This window comes from Pontibacillus sp. HMF3514 (assembly GCF_009858175.1).
Taxonomy (GTDB): Bacteria; Bacillota; Bacilli; order Bacillales; family BH030062; genus Pontibacillus.
On sequence record NZ_CP047393.1, the window covers coordinates 1,621,899 to 1,643,101 of the forward strand.

19 protein-coding genes and 2 pseudogenes are annotated in these 21,203 nt (G+C 38.5%); 17 read left to right on the top strand and 4 right to left on the bottom strand.

Annotated elements, in window-relative coordinates:
* Positions 1-6: 6 nt before the first annotated feature.
* From glsA to GS400_RS20480, 6 genes and pseudogenes are all read left to right on the top strand, one after another.
* Positions 7-939, top strand: coding sequence for a glutaminase A (gene glsA, locus GS400_RS08445; RefSeq protein WP_160100808.1), 933 nt, complete (start codon positions 7-9; stop codon positions 937-939).
* Positions 940-1,051: 112 nt separating this feature from the next.
* Entirely contained in the window at positions 1,052-1,333 is a 282-nt protein-coding gene (locus GS400_RS08450) for an Fpa/YlaN family protein (RefSeq protein WP_027448149.1), read from the top strand.
* Between the two features lie 208 nt (positions 1,334-1,541).
* Positions 1,542-2,747, top strand: a complete 1,206-nt coding sequence (locus GS400_RS08455; protein ID WP_236561207.1) for an FtsW/RodA/SpoVE family cell cycle protein — start codon at positions 1,542-1,544, stop codon at positions 2,745-2,747.
* A complete protein-coding gene (gene pyc / locus GS400_RS08460; protein ID WP_160100810.1) occupies positions 2,735-6,178 on the top strand; it encodes a pyruvate carboxylase in 3,444 nt (1,147 codons plus the stop codon). The genes GS400_RS08455 and pyc overlap by 13 nt, the downstream gene beginning before the upstream one ends.
* Positions 6,179-6,948: 770 nt before the next feature.
* Positions 6,949-7,224 carry a VOC family protein gene (locus GS400_RS08465; protein ID WP_236561208.1) on the top strand — a complete coding sequence of 92 codons (276 nt, stop codon included), beginning with the start codon at positions 6,949-6,951 and terminating at the stop codon, positions 7,222-7,224.
* Between the two features lie 21 nt (positions 7,225-7,245).
* Positions 7,246-7,347: pseudogene (locus GS400_RS20480) on the top strand (VOC family protein); the annotation flags it as partial.
* Positions 7,348-7,389: 42 nt separating this feature from the next.
* On the opposite strand, the gene GS400_RS08470 reads toward GS400_RS20480, so the two are convergent.
* On the bottom strand, positions 7,390-8,313 hold the full coding sequence (locus GS400_RS08470) for a COX15/CtaA family protein (protein WP_160100812.1): 924 nt from the start codon (positions 8,311-8,313) through the stop codon (positions 7,390-7,392).
* 673 nt (positions 8,314-8,986) lie between these two features.
* Between GS400_RS08470 and cyoE the strand changes: the two genes are divergently transcribed.
* The 9 genes from cyoE to eis all read left to right on the top strand — a co-directional run bounded on the left by cyoE (position 8,987) and on the right by eis (position 17,978).
* A complete protein-coding gene (cyoE, locus tag GS400_RS08475; protein WP_160104564.1) occupies positions 8,987-9,934 on the top strand; it encodes a heme o synthase in 948 nt (315 codons plus the stop codon).
* A gap of 87 nt (positions 9,935-10,021) precedes the next feature.
* A complete protein-coding gene (gene coxB / locus GS400_RS08480; RefSeq protein WP_160100814.1) occupies positions 10,022-11,137 on the top strand; it encodes a cytochrome c oxidase subunit II in 1,116 nt (371 codons plus the stop codon).
* A gap of 30 nt (positions 11,138-11,167) precedes the next feature.
* Positions 11,168-13,027: a cytochrome c oxidase subunit I gene (ctaD, locus tag GS400_RS08485; RefSeq protein WP_160100816.1), complete on the top strand. Its 1,860-nt coding sequence runs from the start codon at positions 11,168-11,170 to the stop codon at positions 13,025-13,027.
* On the top strand, positions 13,024-13,650 hold the full coding sequence (locus tag GS400_RS08490) for a cytochrome (ubi)quinol oxidase subunit III (protein ID WP_160100818.1): 627 nt from the start codon (positions 13,024-13,026) through the stop codon (positions 13,648-13,650). Before ctaD ends, GS400_RS08490 begins: the two co-directional genes overlap by 4 nt.
* Positions 13,651-13,653: 3 nt before the next feature.
* Positions 13,654-13,968 carry a cytochrome c oxidase subunit IVB gene (ctaF, locus tag GS400_RS08495; RefSeq protein ID WP_027448158.1) on the top strand — a complete coding sequence of 105 codons (315 nt, stop codon included), beginning with the start codon at positions 13,654-13,656 and terminating at the stop codon, positions 13,966-13,968.
* Between the two features lie 778 nt (positions 13,969-14,746).
* A complete protein-coding gene (gene ctaG, locus GS400_RS08500) occupies positions 14,747-15,634 on the top strand; it encodes a cytochrome c oxidase assembly factor CtaG (protein ID WP_160104565.1) in 888 nt (295 codons plus the stop codon).
* Between the two features lie 42 nt (positions 15,635-15,676).
* Positions 15,677-16,132 (top strand): DUF420 domain-containing protein, encoded by a 456-nt coding sequence (locus GS400_RS08505; protein ID WP_160100820.1) that lies wholly within the window; start codon positions 15,677-15,679, stop codon positions 16,130-16,132.
* Positions 16,133-16,294: 162 nt separating this feature from the next.
* Positions 16,295-16,837: a GNAT family N-acetyltransferase gene (locus GS400_RS08510; RefSeq protein ID WP_160100822.1), complete on the top strand. Its 543-nt coding sequence runs from the start codon at positions 16,295-16,297 to the stop codon at positions 16,835-16,837.
* On the top strand, positions 16,815-17,978 hold the full coding sequence (gene eis, locus GS400_RS08515; protein ID WP_160100824.1) for a GNAT family N-acetyltransferase: 1,164 nt from the start codon (positions 16,815-16,817) through the stop codon (positions 17,976-17,978). The genes GS400_RS08510 and eis overlap by 23 nt, the downstream gene beginning before the upstream one ends.
* Positions 17,979-18,020: 42 nt before the next feature.
* Here eis and ytvI read toward each other — a convergent pair whose 3' ends face one another.
* The gene (ytvI, locus tag GS400_RS08520; protein ID WP_236561209.1) at positions 18,021-19,124 is read right to left on the bottom strand and encodes a sporulation integral membrane protein YtvI; all 1,104 of its coding nucleotides are present in this window, start codon (positions 19,122-19,124) and stop codon (positions 18,021-18,023) included.
* 92 nt (positions 19,125-19,216) lie between these two features.
* Between ytvI and mscL the strand changes: the two genes are divergently transcribed.
* Positions 19,217-19,639: a large conductance mechanosensitive channel protein MscL gene (mscL, locus tag GS400_RS08525; RefSeq protein WP_160100826.1), complete on the top strand. Its 423-nt coding sequence runs from the start codon at positions 19,217-19,219 to the stop codon at positions 19,637-19,639.
* A 45-nt stretch (positions 19,640-19,684) separates the two neighbouring features.
* Here mscL and GS400_RS20185 read toward each other — a convergent pair whose 3' ends face one another.
* Both GS400_RS20185 and GS400_RS20190 read right to left on the bottom strand, forming a co-directional pair.
* Positions 19,685-20,041, bottom strand: a complete 357-nt coding sequence (locus GS400_RS20185; RefSeq protein WP_236561246.1) for a CBS domain-containing protein — start codon at positions 20,039-20,041, stop codon at positions 19,685-19,687.
* Between the two features lie 33 nt (positions 20,042-20,074).
* Positions 20,075-20,437 (bottom strand): annotated as a pseudogene (locus tag GS400_RS20190) (YugN family protein); the annotation flags it as partial.
* Between the two features lie 312 nt (positions 20,438-20,749).
* On the opposite strand from GS400_RS20190, the gene GS400_RS08535 reads away from it, so the two are divergent.
* Complete coding sequence (locus GS400_RS08535; protein WP_160104567.1) at positions 20,750-21,178, top strand: CBS domain-containing protein; 429 nt, start codon at positions 20,750-20,752, stop codon at positions 21,176-21,178.
* Positions 21,179-21,203 lie beyond the last annotated feature (25 nt).

The window sequence follows — 21,203 nt, forward strand, 5'->3', positions numbered from 1 at the left end:
AAGAAAATGAACAAAAAAGTCTCTGAGGAACAATTACAGGAATGGCTGAAACAGACAGAACCATTAACCTCGTTAGGGCGTGTCCCTGATTACATACCTGCTTTAGCTAAGCAAGACCCCGAAAATACTGCTGTGGGCATATTTCATCTTGATGGCGACTGTATAGGAGCAGGGAATATAGAAACCACTTTTACATTGCAAAGCATCTCAAAGGTGTTGGCTTTAGCTTTAGCACTGATGGACCAGGGTGAAGATTATGTGTTTTCTAGAGTAGGTATGGAGCCAACAGGTGATCCTTTTAACTCTATTGCCAAGCTTGAAGAGGAAGACCCTTCCAAACCTTTGAATCCTATGATTAATGCAGGTGCTCTCGCCATCACAAATATGATTCATGGGATAACACCTGATGAGAAGGTAGGGCGTTTGCTAAGCTTAATTCATGAAATGACAAATGATAATACAATTCGATATGATGAAGAAGTGGCTTCATCAGAGTTCGAAACTTCCTATTTAAATCGCTCACTAAGCTTTTTTATGAAACAGCACCATGTCATTGATGGTAGCGTAGAAGAGTTACTTGATGCTTATACAAAACAATGTGCTATATGTGTAAATATTAAACAACTAGCAAGAATTGGAGCTGTATTTGCAAATCTAGGAAAAGACATAGAGACAGGTCGCCAAATCATTCCTAAACATTTGGCCCGCATATGCAAAACATTTATGGTTACTTGCGGGATGTATGATGCGTCTGGATCATTTGCGATTCGAGTTGGAATACCAGCAAAGAGTGGCGTTTCTGGAGCCATTGTAGGAGCATTAAATGGTTTTGGCGGGATAGCAGTATTTGGCCCTGCACTTGATGAAAAAGGGAATAGTGTGGTTGGTATGCAATTGCTTGAAACCTTATCTAGCCGAATGGATTTATCTATTTTTTAGACCAGTACTGTGTTTAAAATCTAGCTACAGAAGTGAGATATTTTCTTGCAATTTATAGCTATAACCGCTAATATAGTAAGAAGAAAGTATGTTTTATCGGAGGGGATTTCCCATGTCATCTGAAGTAGCTGTGGATCATCGTCAACAAGCTTATGACCTTCTTAAAGCTGATGCAGATAAAATTGCAAGGCTTATTAAAGTTCAGATGGATAACTTAACAATGCCGCAATGCCCTCTATATGAAGAGGTTTTAGATACACAAATGTTCGGACTATCCCGAGAAATTGACTTTGCTGTTCGTCTAGGTCTTATTCGTGAAGAGGACGGGAAAGCGCTTCTCGAAAATTTAGAGCAAGAAATGAATGCACTCCACGAAGCTTCACAAAAGTCATGAAGTTAAAACTCAAATTACACCATATGGTGATAATTTGAGTTTTTTTACTATTGATCACTCTCCACCTAAAGTTGGGGGAGAAAGGTGATCAATGAGATTTTTTTATGAAAATTGAAGGAATTTGGTGCTTTAATCTAGTAAAAAGTATATAAACTATTTGAATCACACTACCATTTTGGTAGAAGGATTCTACATAAGGATGGACATAATGAAGAAAATTTGGAAAGACTATGACTTTACATTGATGTTTACACCACTGATTTTAACTGCATTTGGCGTTGTGATGATTTATAGTGCTTCCATGGTCTATGCTGTAGTGAAATGGGGATATGCAAGTGACCATTACTTATTTCAACAATTAAAATGGGTGTTTTTAGGCTCACTAGTATTCCTTTTTACGATGGCTGTTCCTTATCAAAAATACCAAAAATGGATGAAGCTTATCGTAATGTTTGTATTTTTCTCTTTAATAGGGGTTTTAGTTTTTGGTAAAAACGTTGGTAACGCAAAATCCTGGTTTGACTTAGGAGTGTTTAGTTATCAGCCGTCTGAGGTGGCTAAACTTGGATTAATCATGTATTTATCCTCTGTCTTTGCAAAAAAGCAAAATTATATAGGGGACTTTGCAAAAGCTGTATTACCACCACTAGCTGTTACCATTGGAGTGCTCGGGCTCATAGGTATGCAGCCTGATATTGGAACAGCAGCAATCGTGTTTATGATTGCAAGTGTGGTTATACTTAGTTCAGGAATCCGATTTAAACATATCTTTCTCTTGAGTGTTTTAACAGCGCTCATCACGATCATTATGGTGCCTGGCATGAAAACGGAAGAACGTTCTGAACGTTTTACGGGGGCTTATCAGCCATTCCAATTACCTGAGGATGAAGGATATCACCTTATTCAATCCTTTATTGCAATTGGGACAGGCGGTTTGAGTGGGGAAGGTTTAGGAAATAGTGTGCAAAAACTAGGGTACTTACTTGAACCACATACTGACTTTATTATGGCCATTGTGGCAGAGGAGCTAGGGCTCTTCGGTGTTCTTTTTGTAATCGGCTCTCTCTCAATTATTGTTTTACGGGGGCTGTTTATTGCTAGGAAGTGTCATGATGCTTTCGGCAGTCTCTTGGCAATTGGGATATCATCGATGATTGGTATTCAAGCATTTATTAATATGGGTGCCATTAGCGGTATCTTGCCAGTCACGGGTGTACCATTACCTTTTGTAAGTTATGGGGGTTCATCTCTATTAGTTCTATTTGCATCAGTAGGGATTTTAAACAATATAGCTAAACAAGTAAAAGCGCAAGACAACACAAGTTATACGACTACGCAACCTACACAGCAACCAACAACGCAGAGAACTAGTCAACAGAGTTTTAAAGGAGGAAGACGACAATGGGTGAGATAAAAAAGATTAACAAAGTATTAGTAGCAAATCGCGGTGAAATTGCAATACGTGTATTCCGTGCTTGTACAGAATTAGATATACGTACAGTTGCCGTTTATTCAAGAGAGGACTCTGGTTCATATCATCGCTATAAAGCGGATGAGGCATACTTAATTGGAGAAGGAAAAAAGCCAATTGATGCCTATTTAGATATTGAGGGTATTATTGAAACAGCCAAAAGTGTTGGTGTAGATGCCATCCACCCTGGTTATGGGTTCTTATCAGAGAATATTCACTTTGCCCGTCGATGTGAAGAAGAAGGAATAACGTTCATCGGACCAACAAGTGAACACTTAAATATGTTTGGTGATAAGGTTAAAGCGAGATATCAAGCTGTTGATGCTGGCATACCAGTAATCCCTGGTACAGATGGACCTGTATCTGATTTTGAAGAGGTACAAGCATTTGGGGAGAAACACGGCTATCCACTAATGATTAAAGCTGCACTTGGAGGCGGTGGTCGTGGTATGCGTATCGTCCGTAGTGAAGCTTCATTAAAAGAAGGATATGATCGTGCGAAATCAGAAGCAAAAGCAGCTTTTGGTAACGATGATGTATATGTAGAGAAACTTGTAGAGAACCCAAAACATATTGAAGTTCAAATCTTAGGGGATGAGGATGGAAACATTGTCCACCTTTACGAACGTGATTGTTCTGTACAAAGACGTCACCAAAAAGTAGTGGAAGTGGCACCGAGCGTTTCACTTGATGAGAAGGTACGTGAAGATATCTGTGATGCAGCTGTTCAGCTCATGAATAACGTGAAATACTTAAATGCTGGTACAGTGGAATTTCTAGTCTCAGGCGATGAGTTCTTCTTTATTGAAGTAAATCCACGTGTTCAGGTTGAGCATACGATTACAGAGCTTATTACAGGTATTGATATTGTTCAGACTCAAATTTTAATTGCCCAAGGTCACAACCTTTTTGAACAACCAGTAGGTATTCCTCAGCAAGCTGATATTCGTACACATGGTTATGCTATTCAATCACGTGTGACAACTGAAGATCCGCTGAATAACTTTATGCCAGACACTGGTAAGATTATGGCTTATCGTACAGGTGGTGGATTTGGTGTACGCTTAGATGCAGGAAATGGGTATCAGGGAGCGGTTATATCTCCTTACTACGATTCCTTACTCGTTAAAGTTAGCACATGGGCTTTAAGCTTTGAGCAAGCAGCGAACAAAATGGTCCGTAACTTAAAGGAATTCCGTATCCGAGGTATTAAAACGAACATTCCTTTCTTAGAAAATGTAATTCTACATTCAAGTTTCTTAACGGGAAGTTATGATACAACATTTATTGATCAAACTCCTGAATTATTTGTATTTCCTAAGCGTAAAGACCGGGGAACAAAAATGTTATCCTACATAGGTTCCACAACGATTAATGGGTTCCAGGGTGTAGAGAATAAGAAGAAACCAGCACTGAATAAGCCTAGATTCCCTGAAGTAAAGTACTCTGAAGAAATTCCTCGAGGGACAAAACAGTTGCTTGATGAGCAGGGTCCAGATGCGGTAGCCAAGTGGATGAAAGAGCAAAAAGAAGTGCTTTACACGGATACAACATTCCGTGATGCACACCAGTCTTTATTGGCAACACGCTTTCGTACAAAGGATTTAGAGAACATTGCTGAACCAACTGCTCGCATGCTTCCTGACCTGTTCTCAGTAGAGATGTGGGGCGGAGCTACGTTTGATGTATCGTACCGATTCTTAAAGGAAGATCCATGGCAACGCCTTCTTCATTTACGTGAAAAGATGCCTAACGTATTATTCCAAATGCTACTACGTGCTAGCAATGCAGTAGGTTATAAAAACTACCCGGACAATCTGATTAAAGAGTTTGTTGAAAAGAGTGCCAACGCAGGCATTGATGTATTCCGTATTTTTGACAGTTTAAACTGGGTTAAGGGGATGACCCTGACGATTGATTCTGTTCGCCAAAGCGGAAAAATAGCAGAAGCGACGATGTGTTATACAGGAGACATCTTAGATCCATCTCGTCCGAAATATGATCTTAATTATTATAAAAACCTTGCAAAGGAACTTGAAAATGCAGGTTCACATGTCTTAGGAATTAAAGATATGGCTGGTGTAATGAAGCCAGAGGCGGCTTATCAATTAATATCAACACTAAAAGAATCAGTTGATATACCAATCCACCTTCATACTCATGATACAAGTGGTAACGGAATCTTCACTTATGCAAGAGCCATTGAAGCAGGGGTAGATGCCGTTGACGTAGCAGCTAGTACAATGTCAGGGCTTACATCCCAACCAAGTGCTACAAGCTTGTATTATGCGTTAGAAGGCAATGAGCGTAAGCCAAATATAGATGTACGAGCTTATGAAGACCTTGGACTCTATTGGCATGATGTTCGTCAATATTATCAGGATTTTGAAAGCGGCATGATGGCGCCTAATTCTGAAGTGTACGAACACGAAATGCCTGGTGGACAATATAGTAACTTACAACAACAAGCTAAAGCTGTCGGCCTAGAAAGCCGTTGGGATGAAGTGAAAAAAATGTATCGCCGTGTAAACGATATGTTTGGTGATGTAGTGAAAGTAACACCATCCTCCAAAGTAGTTGGAGATATGGCTCTATTCATGGTTCAGAATGACCTTACTGAAGATGATGTGTATGAAAAAGGTGAAACGATTGATTTCCCTGACTCTGTTATCGAATTCTTTGAAGGTTACCTCGGTCAACCATACCAAGGCTTCCCTCAAGAGCTTCAACGCATTGTCTTAAAAGGGAAAAAGCCAATTACAGAACGACCAGGAGAGCTACTAGACCCTGTAGACTTTAATGATCTTAAAGAAACGCTATTCCATAAACTTGATCGCCAAGTCACAAGCTTTGATATGATCACCTACGCATTATATCCAAAAGTCTTTATGGACTATCATCAGTTCTACGAGCAGTATGGTGATATGTCTGTTCTTGATACGCTTACCTTCTTCTATGGCATGCGCTTAGGTGAAGAAATTGAAGTGGAGATTGAGCAAGGTAAAACCCTTATCGTAAAACTTGTATCAATTGGCGAAGCTCAACCCGATGGTAATCGTGTGGTGTACTTTGAGCTAAACGGCCAACCACGTGAAGTCATTGTGAAGGACGAAAGCATTAAAGCGTCTGTTGAAGAGCGTCCAAAAGTTGATAAGAACAATGAAAAACACATTGGTGCAACAATGCCAGGTACAGTGGTTAAAGTAATTGCTGAAAAAGGAGAAAAAGTGAAGAAGGGTGACCACCTCATGATTACAGAAGCCATGAAGATGGAAACCACTGTTCAAGCTCCTTTTGATGGTAAAGTGAAAGATATTTATGTGAAAAACAATGAAGCCATACATGTGGGTGACTTGTTAATCGAATTTGAATAAGAACCATCACTAGCAAGAAAAGCAGTTCAATGTTGGAGTACATGAAAAGATGTACTCTTCAATTGAACTGCTTTTTATTTGACTATTTTTTTACTTATTGTATTAGGTCAATTGGATAAAGAAGTTATTCAGTTATATGGCAGGATTGTTGAAGACTTGAAACTGAGAGGAGTCCGTTGCTGTTGGGTAATTTGTTACGGTCAGTGAAACGGCAAGCCTGTTGTGGAAGACAAGCCGAGCCTCCTCGTTCCTGCGGGGTCTCGTCTTGCCTTTGCTACCACGACAGTTTGCCGTTTCCTTCCCTCCACGCGATTATGGAGACTAACGGACCATAATTTGGCTATCCCACCTCATGTTGGTTGGAAATCATATTCAGAGAAGTTGTTCAGATCCTTGTCATGATAGGGTTATACCACCTGGAATCAGAACACCTCACCCCAAAACTAAGGCGGTTCCGTTAATCTCCATTCGGCTAAGACGGGCTGTGGAACGGGTTGACTCCTCCGGTAGAAAGGGCGAGCGAGATCCCGCAGGAACGTAGTGACGAGGAAGCTCGATCGGTCTTCCGGGGAAAGCAACCCGTTCCACAGCCCGCCGATCTGCACAAAAGCAACGGAACCATACGCAAATTATCTCGATTCCAAGTCTTCCAGATAAGGGGGCTATAATGAAATAAAGATCTCTCATAATGACATAGAAAATAAACCGAAAACGAACGTTTGTTCTTTGTTGCATAAATGTATATAATAAAACACAAGGAGGGGATACATATGGGGAAACTATATCCATATCTATTTTCAAAAGACGCGAGAAAACAAGCGGAATTCTACGAGAAAGCTTTAAACGGTGAAATTGTAGATGTGAAAACTTTTTCAGAAGCACCGGACATGCCAGAGGAAATAAAGGATCGTGTCATGCATCTAGTTTTACAAGCTGCTGGACAACACTTCTTCATGGCAGATGATGTTAAAGGTGAGACGAAAGCCGGCACAAATTTGAATTTAGTTCTTGAGTTTTCTTCAGAAGATGAAGCAAGACAAGCATAAAATGGACTAGCAGAAGGTGGCCAAGTGATCATGCCTTTTGACAAAATGTTCTGGGGCGCTATGTTTGGGAGAGTTGAAGATCCATACGGAGTAAGATGGCAAATCACAACGGAACACTCTTAATTAAATAGAAAAAACCACAGCCTATGCTGTGGTTTTCTATTTCTATCGATCTCTTTTGTCAGCACGTGCACTTCTTGAAGATAGGAGTACATAGTAACATAGTAAGCTGAAAAAGCATGCAATAACAAGTGCGTGTAGGAGGGCTACGAATAGATTTAATGATGTAAATACGATCATAGCACCTAGAATCACTTGAATGGTTATAAGGAGGAGGGCAATTGACCATCCACCCGACATGATCTTACTATGCGAATAGGATTTACGGATGATAACGAATTGAATAATAACCCAAACAAATATGAGTCCTGCAGCTAGGCGGTGACCCATTTGAACCCATTGTAAGAAGTTAAAGTATCCGAATTTTAATGGGTATTCATTATTACAAAAAGGCCATCCACCGCATACGAGACTTGCATTCACATGCCGTACTAATGCACCTGTATAAACGACCATTAGTGTATATATGGTTAAGGCATAGAATCCTTTGCGGTGTTTTCTTTTTATATATAATGACGTTGCATCAAATTTTTGATCGACTTCAAATATCAGTAAGGTCAATAGAAAGATAGATGCAAAAGAGATTAGGGAAATTCCAAAATGCATTGCTAATACAAAGTCAGATTGACCCCATTTTACTGCGGCAGCTCCAATAAGTCCTTGTAATACTAAGAAAAACAACGATAGAAATGAGAGGAGCTTTGTTTCTCTTACATGTCCGAGTTTTCTCCATGCCAATATGGAAAGCAATAGGACTAAAAAGCCTACTCCTCCCGATACTAACCGGTGACTTAATTCGATGACTAATTCCATTGTAATATTTGATGGAATAATCTCACCGTGGCATAAAGGCCAACTTTTACCGCAGCCCATTCCTGATTCAGTCTTCGTTACCAGCGCTCCACCTATAAGGACAAATAGCATTCCTAAAGAAGACAGTACAGAAAGCCATTTTAATAATTTTATCATTTCTCCACCTCGATCCTTTAGTGGAACTAAATTTATCGTAATATATTCCGAATACAAGTTGCAATTGCAGATCCGATTTGTTCACGAAATTGGCACAAATGTTATCCTACCATGTTTCACTTATATTTTCATCATGCAATATACTTATTAAACGTAAATCCCTCTAGGGAAGTACAAGATGTAAAGGGGGAACTTATGTAACTTGTTAAAAAGTTTATAAATTATGACGTTATTAAAAAAGTGCTTGCAATACCTACCATTGTTTGCTAGAAATAAATAGGGGATTTGTTCCCCTTCAAAAGGTTTTAAAACGTATGGATAAAGAATCTAAGAAATTGTGAATGAAAACTGGTATTGAACATGAGACTATAATGTTAGCATGAAAAAGAATTAAAAAAGTTGTTCACATATTTGTCACAGTGGAAAATCACCTAAATCAAATAGAAACAAACTTCATTCCGTGATACAATAGGTAGGACAAATGAGCTCTATGAGGGATTGAACACATTTCAATCCTAGTTAAGACATGTCCTTATCTAAGGAATGAATTCAGTTCAGAATGACTTCTGATAGAAGAACTTATTCAACTAGATATCATTCATCAAGAAATGACAAACCCTCCTGAGAAAGAATGGTTTTATGAGGGAAGGTTTAAGGAGGAAGGTTGAGTACGATGAATAATCCAAGAACTATGGAATCAACGTCTCAAGTGATGAAGCACTCGACCAAAGAGGAAGCAACCCACACTACGTTATGGGCAGACATCCTCTCATTAATAAAAATAGGTATAATTAATTCTAATTTGATGACCACCTTTGCCGGGTTCTGGTTAGCCCTGCATTTTACAGGCTTAAACTTTTTTAATTATTGGCAGGAATTTTTATTGGTGATGGTCGGTACAGGCTTAGTCATTGCAGGTGGGTGTATTATTAATAACTATTATGATCGAGATATTGATCAAGTTATGTCACGTACACAGAGTCGACCTACAGTGACAGGAAATATCGCTTTAAAGCATATCCTTATAATGGGGATAGGTGCTACAATAATAGGTATCATTCTTGTATCATTAACCAGTTTAGTTGCCGGTCTAATCAGCACTTTCGGTTGGTTTGTATATGTTGTCTTGTACACGATGTGGAGCAAGCGTAAATATACAATCAACACAGTTGTGGGAAGTTTCTCTGGTGCTGTTCCTCCATTAATTGGTTGGGCTGCACTTGATCCTTCCTTACAGCACCCAGTTGCATGGGGACTCTTTTTCATTATGTTTATTTGGCAAACACCACATTTTCTAGCCTTAGCAATGAAAAAGACAGAGGAATATCGTGAAGCTGGAATTCCAATGCTTCCCGTAGTCCATGGTTTCTCTATCACAAAGAGACAAATTATTATTTATGTAGCTTGTTTACTTCCGCTACCGTTTTATTTGCATTCACTAGGAACAATCTTTTTAATTGTTGCTTCTTTATTAACTATAGGGTGGTTTGTTATTGGTGTTGCGGGATTCTTTATGAAGAATGAACTTAAATGGGCAACATGGATGTTTGTTTATTCCTTGAACTATTTGACCATTTTATTTGTAGCGATGGTTGTAGCAACGTTACCAAATCCATTTTAATATGAGCAGAGAAACTTGCATTCAAGTTTCTCTGGTTCTTATAATAAAAATTTGAAAGACTACAAAGAGAAAGAGAGGTATCATTTCATGAAAGGATGGGTGAGTAAATCCCGTATTCTGTTTCTATTAAGCTCATTAATGCTTGTATTAGCAGGGTGTGGTAAATCAAACCTTACAGCCTTAGAGCCTAAAGGCGAAGGCGCCGATGCTATTTTTGACCTTATGATGTTAAGCGTTATCATAATGGTATTCGTTGGTGTTGTCGTTATGGCTATTTACTTTTTTGTACTTATCCGTTTTCGACAGAAGAAAGGCCAAGAAGACTTTATTCCAAAGCAAACAGAGGGGAATCATTTTCTTGAGGTTCTTTGGACAGTTATTCCAATCTTGCTATTAGTGATTCTAGCAGTTCCAACTGTTCAGAAAACATTTATGTTAGCAGATACGACTCCTGCTGAGGAGGATAAGGAAGATGCCATAACAATTGAGGTTACTGGTAAACAGTACTGGTGGCATTATAATTATAATGGTCAAAAGATCCAGACGAGTCAGGATCTCTATATCCCTACGGGAGAACGCGTATACTTAAAATTAAATGCTAGTGATGTTATCCACTCTTACTGGGTTCCAACGATCTCAGGGAAAATGGATACGAACCCTGGCGAAAACACGAATGAAATGTTCCTGCATGCTTATGAAGAAGGCGTTTACTATGGTAAATGTGCCGAGCTTTGCGGACCATCTCACTCTTTAATGGACTTTAAGGTAATTGCAGTTAGCCCAGAAGAATTTGATCAATGGGTAAGCGACATGCAAAATGTTGATACTGACGCAACACCTGAGTCTGAATCAGCTCAAAGAGGTAAAGAACTATTCACTGAAAAGTCTTGTATTGGATGTCACGCAGTTGGAGCCGGAGGCGGTGCTAGCACTGGACCTAACTTGGCAAACTTTGGTGATAGAGCTAAGCTAGTAGGTTACAAAGAAAATACGAAAGAAAACCTTGTAACATGGTTACTTGATCCGGAGAAATTTAAGCCAGGTAACAAAATGACTGGTAAATACGGAAATGGTAATCCAGTTAACCCAATTTCTGAAAAAGAAGCAAGTCAAATTGCAGATTACTTATTACAACTTAAACCTTCAGAAATCACACCGGAAGATGCAAAATCTTCTGATTCGACATCTGAAGAAGAGAAATAACATTATAAGAGAGAAAAGGGAGGTCGTAGCGTGAGTACAGCGACTGCGCAAAAGAAGGGCTTTGGCGCTGTCTTATGGGATTATTTAACCACCGTGGATCACAAGAAAATTGCGATTCTTTACTTAGTTTCCGGTGGTATCTTTTTCCTAGCGGGCGGACTCGAAGCATTACTGATTCGTATTCAGCTTATGGTACCAGATAACAACTTTGTATCATCTGGTATGTATAACCAATTGATTACAATGCACGGTACAACGATGATATTCCTGGCAGCCATGCCATTTATATTTGCATTAATGAACATAGCAGTACCATTACAAATTGGTGCGCGTGACGTAGCGTTTCCATTTTTAAACTCACTAGGGTTTTGGTTATTCTTCTTCGGAGGGGTATTACTTAACCTTTCTTGGTTCACTGGTGCACCTGACGCTGGTTGGACTGCTTATGCACCACTATCAACCACATCTCCTGGTCATGGTATGGACTTCTATGTATTAGGTCTACAGATATCTGGTGCAGGTACATTAATCGGGGGAATTAACTTCCTCGTAACCATTATCAATATGCGTGCCCCAGGTATGACATATATGCGTATGCCACTATTCACATGGACTGCGCTAGTTACAAGTGTACTTATTCTATTTGCTTTCCCAGCATTAACTGTTGGATTATTCTTAATGATGTTTGATCGTCTATTCGGCGCTGGATTCTTCGATCCAACGATGGGTGGTAACCATGTAATTTGGGAGCACTTATTCTGGATCTTTGGACACCCAGAAGTGTACATCCTTGTACTACCGATCTTTGGACTATTCAGTGACATTATTTCTACATTCTCTAAGAAACGTCTATTTGGTTATTCCGCAATGGTATTTGCGACAGTACTTATTGGTTTCTTAGGATTCATGGTTTGGGCTCACCACATGTTCACAACAGGACTCGGCCCAATTGCAAACTCTATCTTTGCGATTGCAACAATGGCAATTGCCGTACCTACAGGTATTAAGATCTTTAACTGGCTCTTTACAATGTGGGGCGGTTCGATCCGCATGACAGCAGCAATGCTTTGGACTGTAGCCTTTATCCCATCATTTACACTTGGTGGATTTACAGGAGTTATGCTTGCAGCAGCTGCAGCTGACTATCAGTACCATGATACGTACTTTGTTGTTGCACACTTCCACTACGTTATCGTTGGAGGTGTAGTATTTGGTGTATTTGCAGGATTACATTACTGGTGGCCGAAAATGTTTGGTAAAATCCTTGATGAGAAACTTGGTAAACTTGCATTCTGGCCATTCTTTGTTGGGTTCCACCTAACATTCTTTGTTCAGCACTTCCTAGGTTTAATGGGTATGCCACGTCGTTACTGGGTATTCCACTCTGGTGATGGCTTGGATCTTGGAAACTTGATCAGTACAATTGGTGCATTCTTTATGACAATTGGATCGATCATTTTCCTTTACAACGTAATTGTCACATCGATTAAAGGTGAAAAAGCAAGTGCAGACCCATGGGATGCGCGTACGCTTGAGTGGTCAATTCCATCACCACCACCTTTCTATAACTTTAAACAAACACCACTTGTTCGTGGATTAGATCCTTTATGGGTAGAGAAACGTCAAGGAAATGGCAAAATGACACCTGCAGAACCACTTGGTGACATTCACATGCCAAATAACTCATTCATTCCGTTTATGATTTCTTTAGGTTCATTTGTCATGGGTTACGGTTTGATCTATCAAGTTGATGATAGTCGTTGGTTATTTGTAGCGATTGCAGGTCTCTTAATTACATTAGGATCCATGTTTGTCCGTTCTGTTAAAGATGACCTTGGCTACCATATTCATAAAGAAGATTTAGAGGAAAAGGGGGCTGGTTCTGAATGAGTGATGAGCAATTACAAACACTAAAACCAGGACAGAGTCCACATGAACCTGAAAAGGCCACCCTTGAAGGTAAAAATAAATTTTTAGGTTTTTGGTTCTTCCTTGGTGGGGAAACCGTATTATTCGCAAGTTTATTTGGGACATATTTAGCACTGAAAGACAAAGGTGCTGAAACAAAAGCACAAGAATTATTTGGTCTAGAGCTAGTATTCATCATGACCATCATTCTTTTAACAAGTTCATTAACAAGTGTATATGCCATTTACCATATGAAAAATCTTGACTTCCAAAAGATGCAACTATGGTTGGGTATCACAGTATTATTAGGAGCAAGCTTCCTAGGCCTGGAGATTTACGAGTTCCAACACTATGTGCATGAATATCATCACACATTTACATCTTCAGCCTTTGGTTCAGCCTTCTATACTCTAGTTGGTTTCCACGGAGGACACGTTTTATTTGGTCTTTTATGGATCGTAACATTGATCTTCCGTAATGCTAAGCGTGGTTTAAACCTTTATAACGCTCCAAAGTACTATGTAGCTAGTCTATATTGGCACTTTATTGACGTTGTATGGGTATTCATCTTCACAGTTGTTTATCTGATGGGAAAGGTGGGTTAATCCATGGCAAACAAGACTTCAGAAAGCTTCGAATTTGCTAAGAAGAAGAACAAAGAGGAAATGAAGCATCACCTCATAACGTTTGCGTCAATGATTGTATTTACACTAATTGCCTTTGGTATGGTGATCGGTGATTTCCACCGACTATTTACAATCCCTGTTATTATTCTCATGGCAGTCGTACAAGTTGCATTTCAGCTTTACTACTTTATGCACATGAGTCATAAAGGACACGGATTGCCTGCACTTATGCTCTATTCAGGAGTAGGAGTAGCATTCCTTACCATCCTTGCTATGCAAACCATCGTTTGGTGGTGATTAGCAAAAAAGACCGGAGAATTCTCCGGTCTTTTTTTTATGGAAAGACTCTCGTTGATAATGAGTAAAACGAAAAAATTATCTGATGAAGTTATTCAGTTTTATGGCAGGATTGTAGAAGACTTGAAACTGAGAGGAGTCCGTTGCTGTTGAGTAATTTGTTGCGGTCAGTGAAACGGCAAGCCTGTTGTGGAAGAAAAGCCGAGCCTCCTCGTTCCTGCGGGGTCTCGTCTTGCCTTTGCTACCACGACAGTTTGCCGTTTCCTTCCCTCCACGCGATTATGGAAACTAACGGACCATAGTTTTGCTATCCCACCTCATGTTGGTTGGAAATCATATTCAGAGAAGTTGTTCAGATCCTTGTCATGATAGGGTTATACTACCTGGAAACAGAACACCTCATCCCAGAACTAAGGCGGTTCCGTTAATCTCCATTCGGCTAAGGCGGGCTGTGGAACGGGTTGACTCCTCCGGTAGAAAGGGCGAGCGAGATCCCGCAGGAACGAAGTGACGAGGAAGCTCGATCGGTCTTCCGGGGAAAGCAACCCGTTCCACAGCCCGCCGATCTGCACAAAAGCAACGGAACCATACGCACCTTATCTCGAATCCAAGTCTTCAAGATAAGGGCGCTTTAATGAAAAATCATTATTTATATTATGTTCACGATATTGTCAATTTCCTTTACAGAATCCTTTGTGGTAAGGGTATGTGTAGGGTTTAAAATAGGTTATAATGGGAGAGTAGATAGACACCTCAGAAGGAATATGGAGTGAATTATATGTGGTTAGAGTTACAAGTGTTTGGTTTTCGTGCTTTATGGAGCCCATATTACTTACTTTTTGTACTAGCACTCGCTGTTAGTTATTATTTACTAACAGGTCCATTAAGACATAAATTTGGTAACAACGATAAACCCACTATGGCACAACAAATCATGTTTTATGTAGGTCTTGCTCTTTTATATATCATTAAAGGATCACCTCTTGATTTGCTTGGTCATATTATGTTTACCGCACATATGGGACAAATGGCTTTATACTATTTAGTTTTTCCGATTCTTATTATTAAAGGAATGCCTACATGGGTCTGGGAGAAAGTTTTATATACTCCGATATTGAGACCAGTGCTAAAAGTATTGCTAAAACCTTTAGTTGCTTTATTATTGTTTAATGGATTGTTTTCACTTTATCATATCCCTACAATATTTGACTTTACTAAAACGAGTCCACTAGCACATGCGATTATTACAACAGTAATATTGTTTACTGCATTTTGTGTTTGGTTACCCGTTTTTGCACCTTTAGAAGAATTAGATGGATTATCTCCATTGCTTAAAATCGGTTATATTTTTGCTAATGGTGTTTTAATCACGCCTGCGTGTGGTTTGATTATCTTTGCTGGTGAACCATTATATAGTACTTATAGTGATCCAGGAGCTTGGACAGCTGCATTAAGCTTATGTGTACCGAATGGAGTACTAAGTAATTTGTCTCTAGGTGGTCCGCAATTATTTTCACCAATAACCACAATGCATGATCAACAGCTTGGCGGAATTGTAATGAAGATTACACAAGAGATTGTTTATGGAGCTATCCTGGCGGTTATATTCTTCTCATGGTTTAGACAGGAAAACACAAGTATTGATCCATTACCATCAGAATCCTAACAGTTAAATAAAGAGGGATGAAGATTTTTTAGGGGGAGAATTATGCCTTTATTACCAACTTTAAGTACAACCTTTATTGTATTAAGTGCTATTCTTGTGGCAATTGGTTGGACGTTAATTGCAAAGGGAAAACCAATAGCTCATAAAAAAGTTATGGTTGCAGCTGCAATTAGTGCTTTAACCTTTTTTATCATTTATTTATCAAGAACTATATTCGTTGGAAACACGAGCTTCGGTGGACCTGATGACATAAAGATTTACTATACGATCTTTCTAATCTTTCACATTATTTTAGCAACAGTAGGAGCGGTATTTGGTCTTGTTACATTAACTCTTGCTTTTAAGCGAAACATTGCCAAACATCGTAAAATTGGTCCGGTTACAAGTATCATTTGGTTCTTTACAGCTTCGACTGGTGTTGTCGTTTATCTCTTACTCTACATTCTCTATGATGGTGGAGAAACCACAAGTATGATCAAAGCAATATTAGGTTTTTAATGAATGAAATCACCTGTGGAGGGATGACCTATCCACAGGTGATTTTTTTAGTATAAATGGTTTATATCTATCAAATTAAAGGTATCAATAGAGAGGAAAGAAAATAAGTTTACCTCATTCAAAAAATAAGCGCACTTAGCTAATATAGATGTGGTATGAAAGGTGGCAACAAGAAAAATGGATATAGAAAGTCAACGATTATTTATTAAACCCATTTCAATTGAAGAAGCACAAAACTTAATGGTAGATGCAGAAAGTTATCCTGAATGGCTTGATGTTCCTTATGATGCCCTTTGGCCTGATGACGGATTAAAAGCTCTATTGCCTATTTATGTAGAGGCACTTGAAAAAGATGAAAAGGAATATGGGTTTGGTCCATGGATCATGCTTGATAAACACAAGCAAATGGTGATTGGAGATATAGGATTTAAAGGTTCTCCAATTAGTGGAATCGTTGAGATTGGGTATTACGTTTCGAAAATACACCGTAACCAAGGTTATGCTAAAGAAGCTGTGGAAGCGATGTTACAGTGGGCGTTTAGTCATGAGGATGTTAGAATTGTAACAGCTTCGTGCCAACCGAGTAATATTCCGTCCTGTCGTGTTTTAGAATCATGTGGTTTTATGAAGAGTCGAGAGGAGGATGGCGTCGTTTGGTTTGAGACCCGAAAGGAGAGACATTATGGAAAGGATCGTACATTGTGATAGGAATCATGATGATGCAGTTTTGGACCTAGGGGAGTATGCCTTTCGCTATAAATTAAGTGAGTCAGAGCGTAACCTTAGAAAAGAACGTATGAAGCAAGAACATATTATAGGTATATTTGAAGAGGAGCTACTTGCATCTAAACTTCATTTACTCCCACAATACTTATTTTTAGGTGGTAAATCCATACCTTTTGGAGGGATTGCAGGAGTTGCTACATGGCCTGAATTTCGAAGAAAAGGACATGTGAGTCAATTAATGAATAAATCTCTTGAAGAAATGCGATCGAGACATATGCCTCTCTCCATGCTACACCCGTTTGATATTGATTTTTATCGCAAGTTTGGTTGGGAGTTAACTCAATACACACACACAGTTGATTTAAAGCCTAGAGACATCCCTTCATATAAAATAAAGGGAAATGTAGCCAGAGTAAAATATGATGAGAATAAGCGTGTATTACATGAGATATACAGGCGTCATGCTAAACGTTATGGACTGATGTTGGATAGAAACGAATATTGGTGGAAATATCGAGTTATTTCTGAGGATGACTTCATTTTAATGTCATATAACGAAAAGGGAGAAGAGGACGGATTTCTCATAGCTAACATAAGTAAAGACCAACTAACGATAGAAGAATGGTTTTATGATTCAAATGAAGCATCTCAACGGTTACTTACTTGGATTCGTAATCATGATTCGATGGTTCAGAAGGTCAAAATGATGTTAGCACCAGACGATCCTATATTATTTTATTTACATAATCCACGTGTAAAAGAGGATCGACATGCGTATTTTATGTCAAGAATAGTAGATGTGGAATCGTTTTTCACACAGTACCCTTATCAAAATCATGCAGATGTAACGGTTCAGCTAGATGTTACAGATGAGGCAGCTGAGTGGAATAATGGTTCTTGGTTCTTAACCATACAAAACAAACAGGTTTCAATTACAAACGATTCTCAGGAAACTGATGTCTATGTAAAAGGGGATATTCAATCCTTAGCAGCTTTATGGCTTAATGCACAAAGAGTGGAGGATTTATTATTTTTTAAACGAATCCACGTTGAAGGGGATATAGAACAGTTGAAGACCCTTATCGTCAAAGAGACCCCTGCATTATTAGATTTTTTCTAAAAGAATATAAAGAAAGAGGGAGGCCAAATGGCTTCCCTCTTTTTATATCTTCCAATTCATTTTGATGATCCCAGCTTCTCTAGCCGAATTAAATGCTATGACGATTAGTGGACCAATAAAGAATCCAAGAACACCGATAAGCTTCAAACCTAAATACATAGCAATAAGCGTTGCAAGTGGTGATAATCCGATATGACGGCCCATTACTTTCGGTTCAACTGTACGACGAATGGCTAATAGGACGATGGCTAATATGGAAAGCTTTGTACCAAATACGACATCTCCTGTTAAAAATACGTACAATGCCCATGGACCAACTACAGCAATTGATCCGATAATTGGAATGAAATCTACCACCCAAATGATGAGTGACATAATGATTGCGACTTTTGGTGCTATAAACAATAATCCAATCAAGCTAAATATAAAAATAATAAGCGATACTAGAAATTGCGCTTTAAGAAAGCCAAATACAACATAAGAAAGTCTGGAATTCATGAATCGTACTTTCTCTGCAGTTTTCGTTGTCATATACTCATAAGATTTCGCTTTTAATCGCGGCATTTCCAACATAAAGAGGAATAGGGCAATTAAATATACTAGAAAGCTAACCAAGTATTGAGGTAGTTGGCTCGCCCAATTTGTAACCTTATCAATATTTATAAATTGAAAACTCTTTTTATAGCTATTAAATTGCTTAGACATTTGATCTTCAAATGCTTTAGTGTACTTTTCAGGGAATTGACCGGCTAATTGATTGTAATCTTCTTCCCACTCAAATACAAAATCCTCAACTTGTGAAATATACGTATCAGCGTTTTCTGCAACTTGTATGACTTGTGTAACAACCTTGGTTACAACATAGGTTCCAATGATGGAGATTAATACAAGAAAAGCTATGTACACAATGATTACTGATAGTTTTCGTTTAAATTTAAATCGATACTGCAACATACGGACTGCAGGATTTAGGAATAAAGCTGTAACGAACGCTGTTATTATAGGTATTGAGACAGGTAATATAAAATAAGCGGCAATTAAAAATAATATGCCTACAAAAAGTATTATCCATTGTTTTTTACTAAGGATTCGAAACAATTTTGATCTGGAGGCTCCTTTCACTACATCTCTATTTAAATATAGCATGAAGCAGCTGCTTTGAACAGTTTATCAGCTTGATTCGATAACATGTCCTACGCCTGTTTTGCATATGTATGTATTAACATAGGAGGGACGTTATGTGGAAAGAATTCAAAGCTTTTGCTATTAAAGGGAATGTTTTTGACTTAGCTATCGCTGTCATTATCGGTGCTGCTTTTAGTAAAATAGTCGATTCACTTGTGAATGATATTATTATGCCTTCTGCAGGTCTCTTAATAGGTGGTGTGAACCTAAAGGACCTATCATTCTCCATTCATGAAGTTACAATCCAATATGGAGCTTTTCTGCAAACGATGGTGGACTTTTTTATTATTGCATTTGGTATTTTTATGTTTTTGAAGGTGATTTTTAAACTTAGAGGGAAATCAAAAAGCTATCAGTTTCAAGAAGAAACTACGGACCAAATACTTAGTGAGATCCGAGATATTGTAAAAGATTCTCATCAAATAAGATACCAAAATGCTGATAAAAGACCTGAGATCAAACTAAAAGTGAAATAAGAAAAAGGGATGGTAATTACCCAACCCTTTTTCCAATAGATATCATTAATGTTGATGTTGATCAGTAGGTAGTTCTGATAATGAAATGATGCCTACAAGCTTTTCACCTTTAACAATTGGTAAGTGTTGAAGGTTTTTATCATTCATTAGTTTGCGTGCTTCTTCAACTGTAGTGTCTGGTGTAGCTGAAGGGGCATGATCGTCCATAACTTCTTGTACTTTTGTAGAGCCTTCTTTATTCTCAGCATATCCTTTATTGATCATAGTGCGTTCAGTAAGAAGACCTACATATTTTTGCTCAGCTTCACATACTGGAACTACACCAATGTCATTTTCTTTCATTTTGGATGCAGCTGTAGATAAGTTATCTTCAGGAGTACAAACGGCAACATCTTCCTTCATTACATCGCTTACAGGGATACTTGTCGTATCTACCTTTTTAAATTCTTGAATTAGTTCTTTAGCTTTACTTAACAAGCTATTTGAACGGTCTACTAGGGATGATGGGAATTCTTCTCCATCACCATATTCAACGCCATGTGGATAGTAATGTTTTCCAAGTAATGGTGTCATAAGTTTAATAACAGCATTTCCTCTGTCCACGTCACCTTCAACAGCGTAACCTTGCACGCGTAGGTAATACGTAATATTCTTCTCTGCTGCGTCTAGCTTATAGTCATATGTAACTCGTTCATAGTCCCATTGACCACCGCGAACAAATCCTGCTTTATCCATTAAGTAATCTAATTTATGAAGGTCTACAACTGCACCTTCAATTCCTTTACCCTCGATTTTCATACCTTCCACCTCACAAAATTCTGTCTAACCTAAATTCATAATCTAAATCCATCATATAAAAAAGTTGGCAACGTTGCAATTGTTTACAAACGAATTCAAGAAAAATTCAAGAAAACTTCTATAAATGTGTTTATTATTGTGTGAAAGAATGTCGTTCCATTGTAACCAGTTCAGTTAAATTTTTAGCATACACCAAGAACACTATGCAAAAAATTAAATTTTTCGGACACACTAAGCTAGAAATGGGTGAGAGAGTTAAGAATTTCTTCACTTTCACCATTGAATACAATGAAACAAATGGAGGAGATTTATATGAAAGCCATTCGTGACGTAATGACAACAGATGTTTCTGTATGTACTTCAAATGACACTCTGTATGAAGCAGCAGTTAAAATGAAGGAAAAAAACGTTGGAGCAATTCCAGTTTGTGACGATGACCAAAACTTACTTGGTATGGTAACAGACCGTGACCTTGTTATTCGAGGATATGCGGAAAAGCATTCTGGATCGACAAAAATTCAAGAAGCTATGAGTGACCATTTAACTTCAGCTACTCCAGATACATCCATTCAAGAGGCAAGTAAGCTTATGGCAGACAAACAAATTCGTCGTCTACCAATTGTAGAAAACGGCAAGTTAGTCGGTATCGTATCTCTTGGGGATCTTTCTATCGAGAAGGAATCAAATGAAGCTGCTGGACATGCATTAGAAGAAATATCTGAACGTCCAGAGGTTCACTAAGGTGTTTCTCACACAATCCTACCGT

Bases quoted from the DNA above. Each gene is read 5' to 3' on its own strand.
- mscL (WP_160100826.1), top strand. From the start codon at position 19,217: ATGTGGAAAGAATTCAAAGCTTTTGCTATTAAAGGGAATGTTTTTGAC.
- eis (WP_160100824.1), top strand. From the start codon at position 16,815: ATGGAAAGGATCGTACATTGTGATAGGAATCATGATGATGCAGTTTTG.
- coxB (WP_160100814.1), top strand. From the start codon at position 10,022: ATGAAAGGATGGGTGAGTAAATCCCGTATTCTGTTTCTATTAAGCTCA.
- GS400_RS08490 (WP_160100818.1), top strand. From the start codon at position 13,024: ATGAGTGATGAGCAATTACAAACACTAAAACCAGGACAGAGTCCACAT.
- ctaF (WP_027448158.1), top strand. From the start codon at position 13,654: ATGGCAAACAAGACTTCAGAAAGCTTCGAATTTGCTAAGAAGAAGAAC.
- glsA (WP_160100808.1), top strand. From the start codon at position 7: ATGAACAAAAAAGTCTCTGAGGAACAATTACAGGAATGGCTGAAACAG.
- pyc (WP_160100810.1), top strand. From the start codon at position 2,735: ATGGGTGAGATAAAAAAGATTAACAAAGTATTAGTAGCAAATCGCGGT.
- cyoE (WP_160104564.1), top strand. From the start codon at position 8,987: ATGAATAATCCAAGAACTATGGAATCAACGTCTCAAGTGATGAAGCAC.
- GS400_RS08470 (WP_160100812.1), bottom strand. From the start codon at position 8,313: ATGATAAAATTATTAAAATGGCTTTCTGTACTGTCTTCTTTAGGAATG.
- ytvI (WP_236561209.1), bottom strand. From the start codon at position 19,124: ATGCTATATTTAAATAGAGATGTAGTGAAAGGAGCCTCCAGATCAAAA.
- GS400_RS08535 (WP_160104567.1), top strand. From the start codon at position 20,750: ATGAAAGCCATTCGTGACGTAATGACAACAGATGTTTCTGTATGTACT.
- ctaG (WP_160104565.1), top strand. From the start codon at position 14,747: ATGTGGTTAGAGTTACAAGTGTTTGGTTTTCGTGCTTTATGGAGCCCA.
- GS400_RS08450 (WP_027448149.1), top strand. From the start codon at position 1,052: ATGTCATCTGAAGTAGCTGTGGATCATCGTCAACAAGCTTATGACCTT.
- GS400_RS08455 (WP_236561207.1), top strand. From the start codon at position 1,542: ATGAAGAAAATTTGGAAAGACTATGACTTTACATTGATGTTTACACCA.
- GS400_RS08505 (WP_160100820.1), top strand. From the start codon at position 15,677: ATGCCTTTATTACCAACTTTAAGTACAACCTTTATTGTATTAAGTGCT.
- GS400_RS08465 (WP_236561208.1), top strand. From the start codon at position 6,949: ATGGGGAAACTATATCCATATCTATTTTCAAAAGACGCGAGAAAACAA.
- GS400_RS20185 (WP_236561246.1), bottom strand. From the start codon at position 20,041: ATGAAGGAAGATGTTGCCGTTTGTACTCCTGAAGATAACTTATCTACA.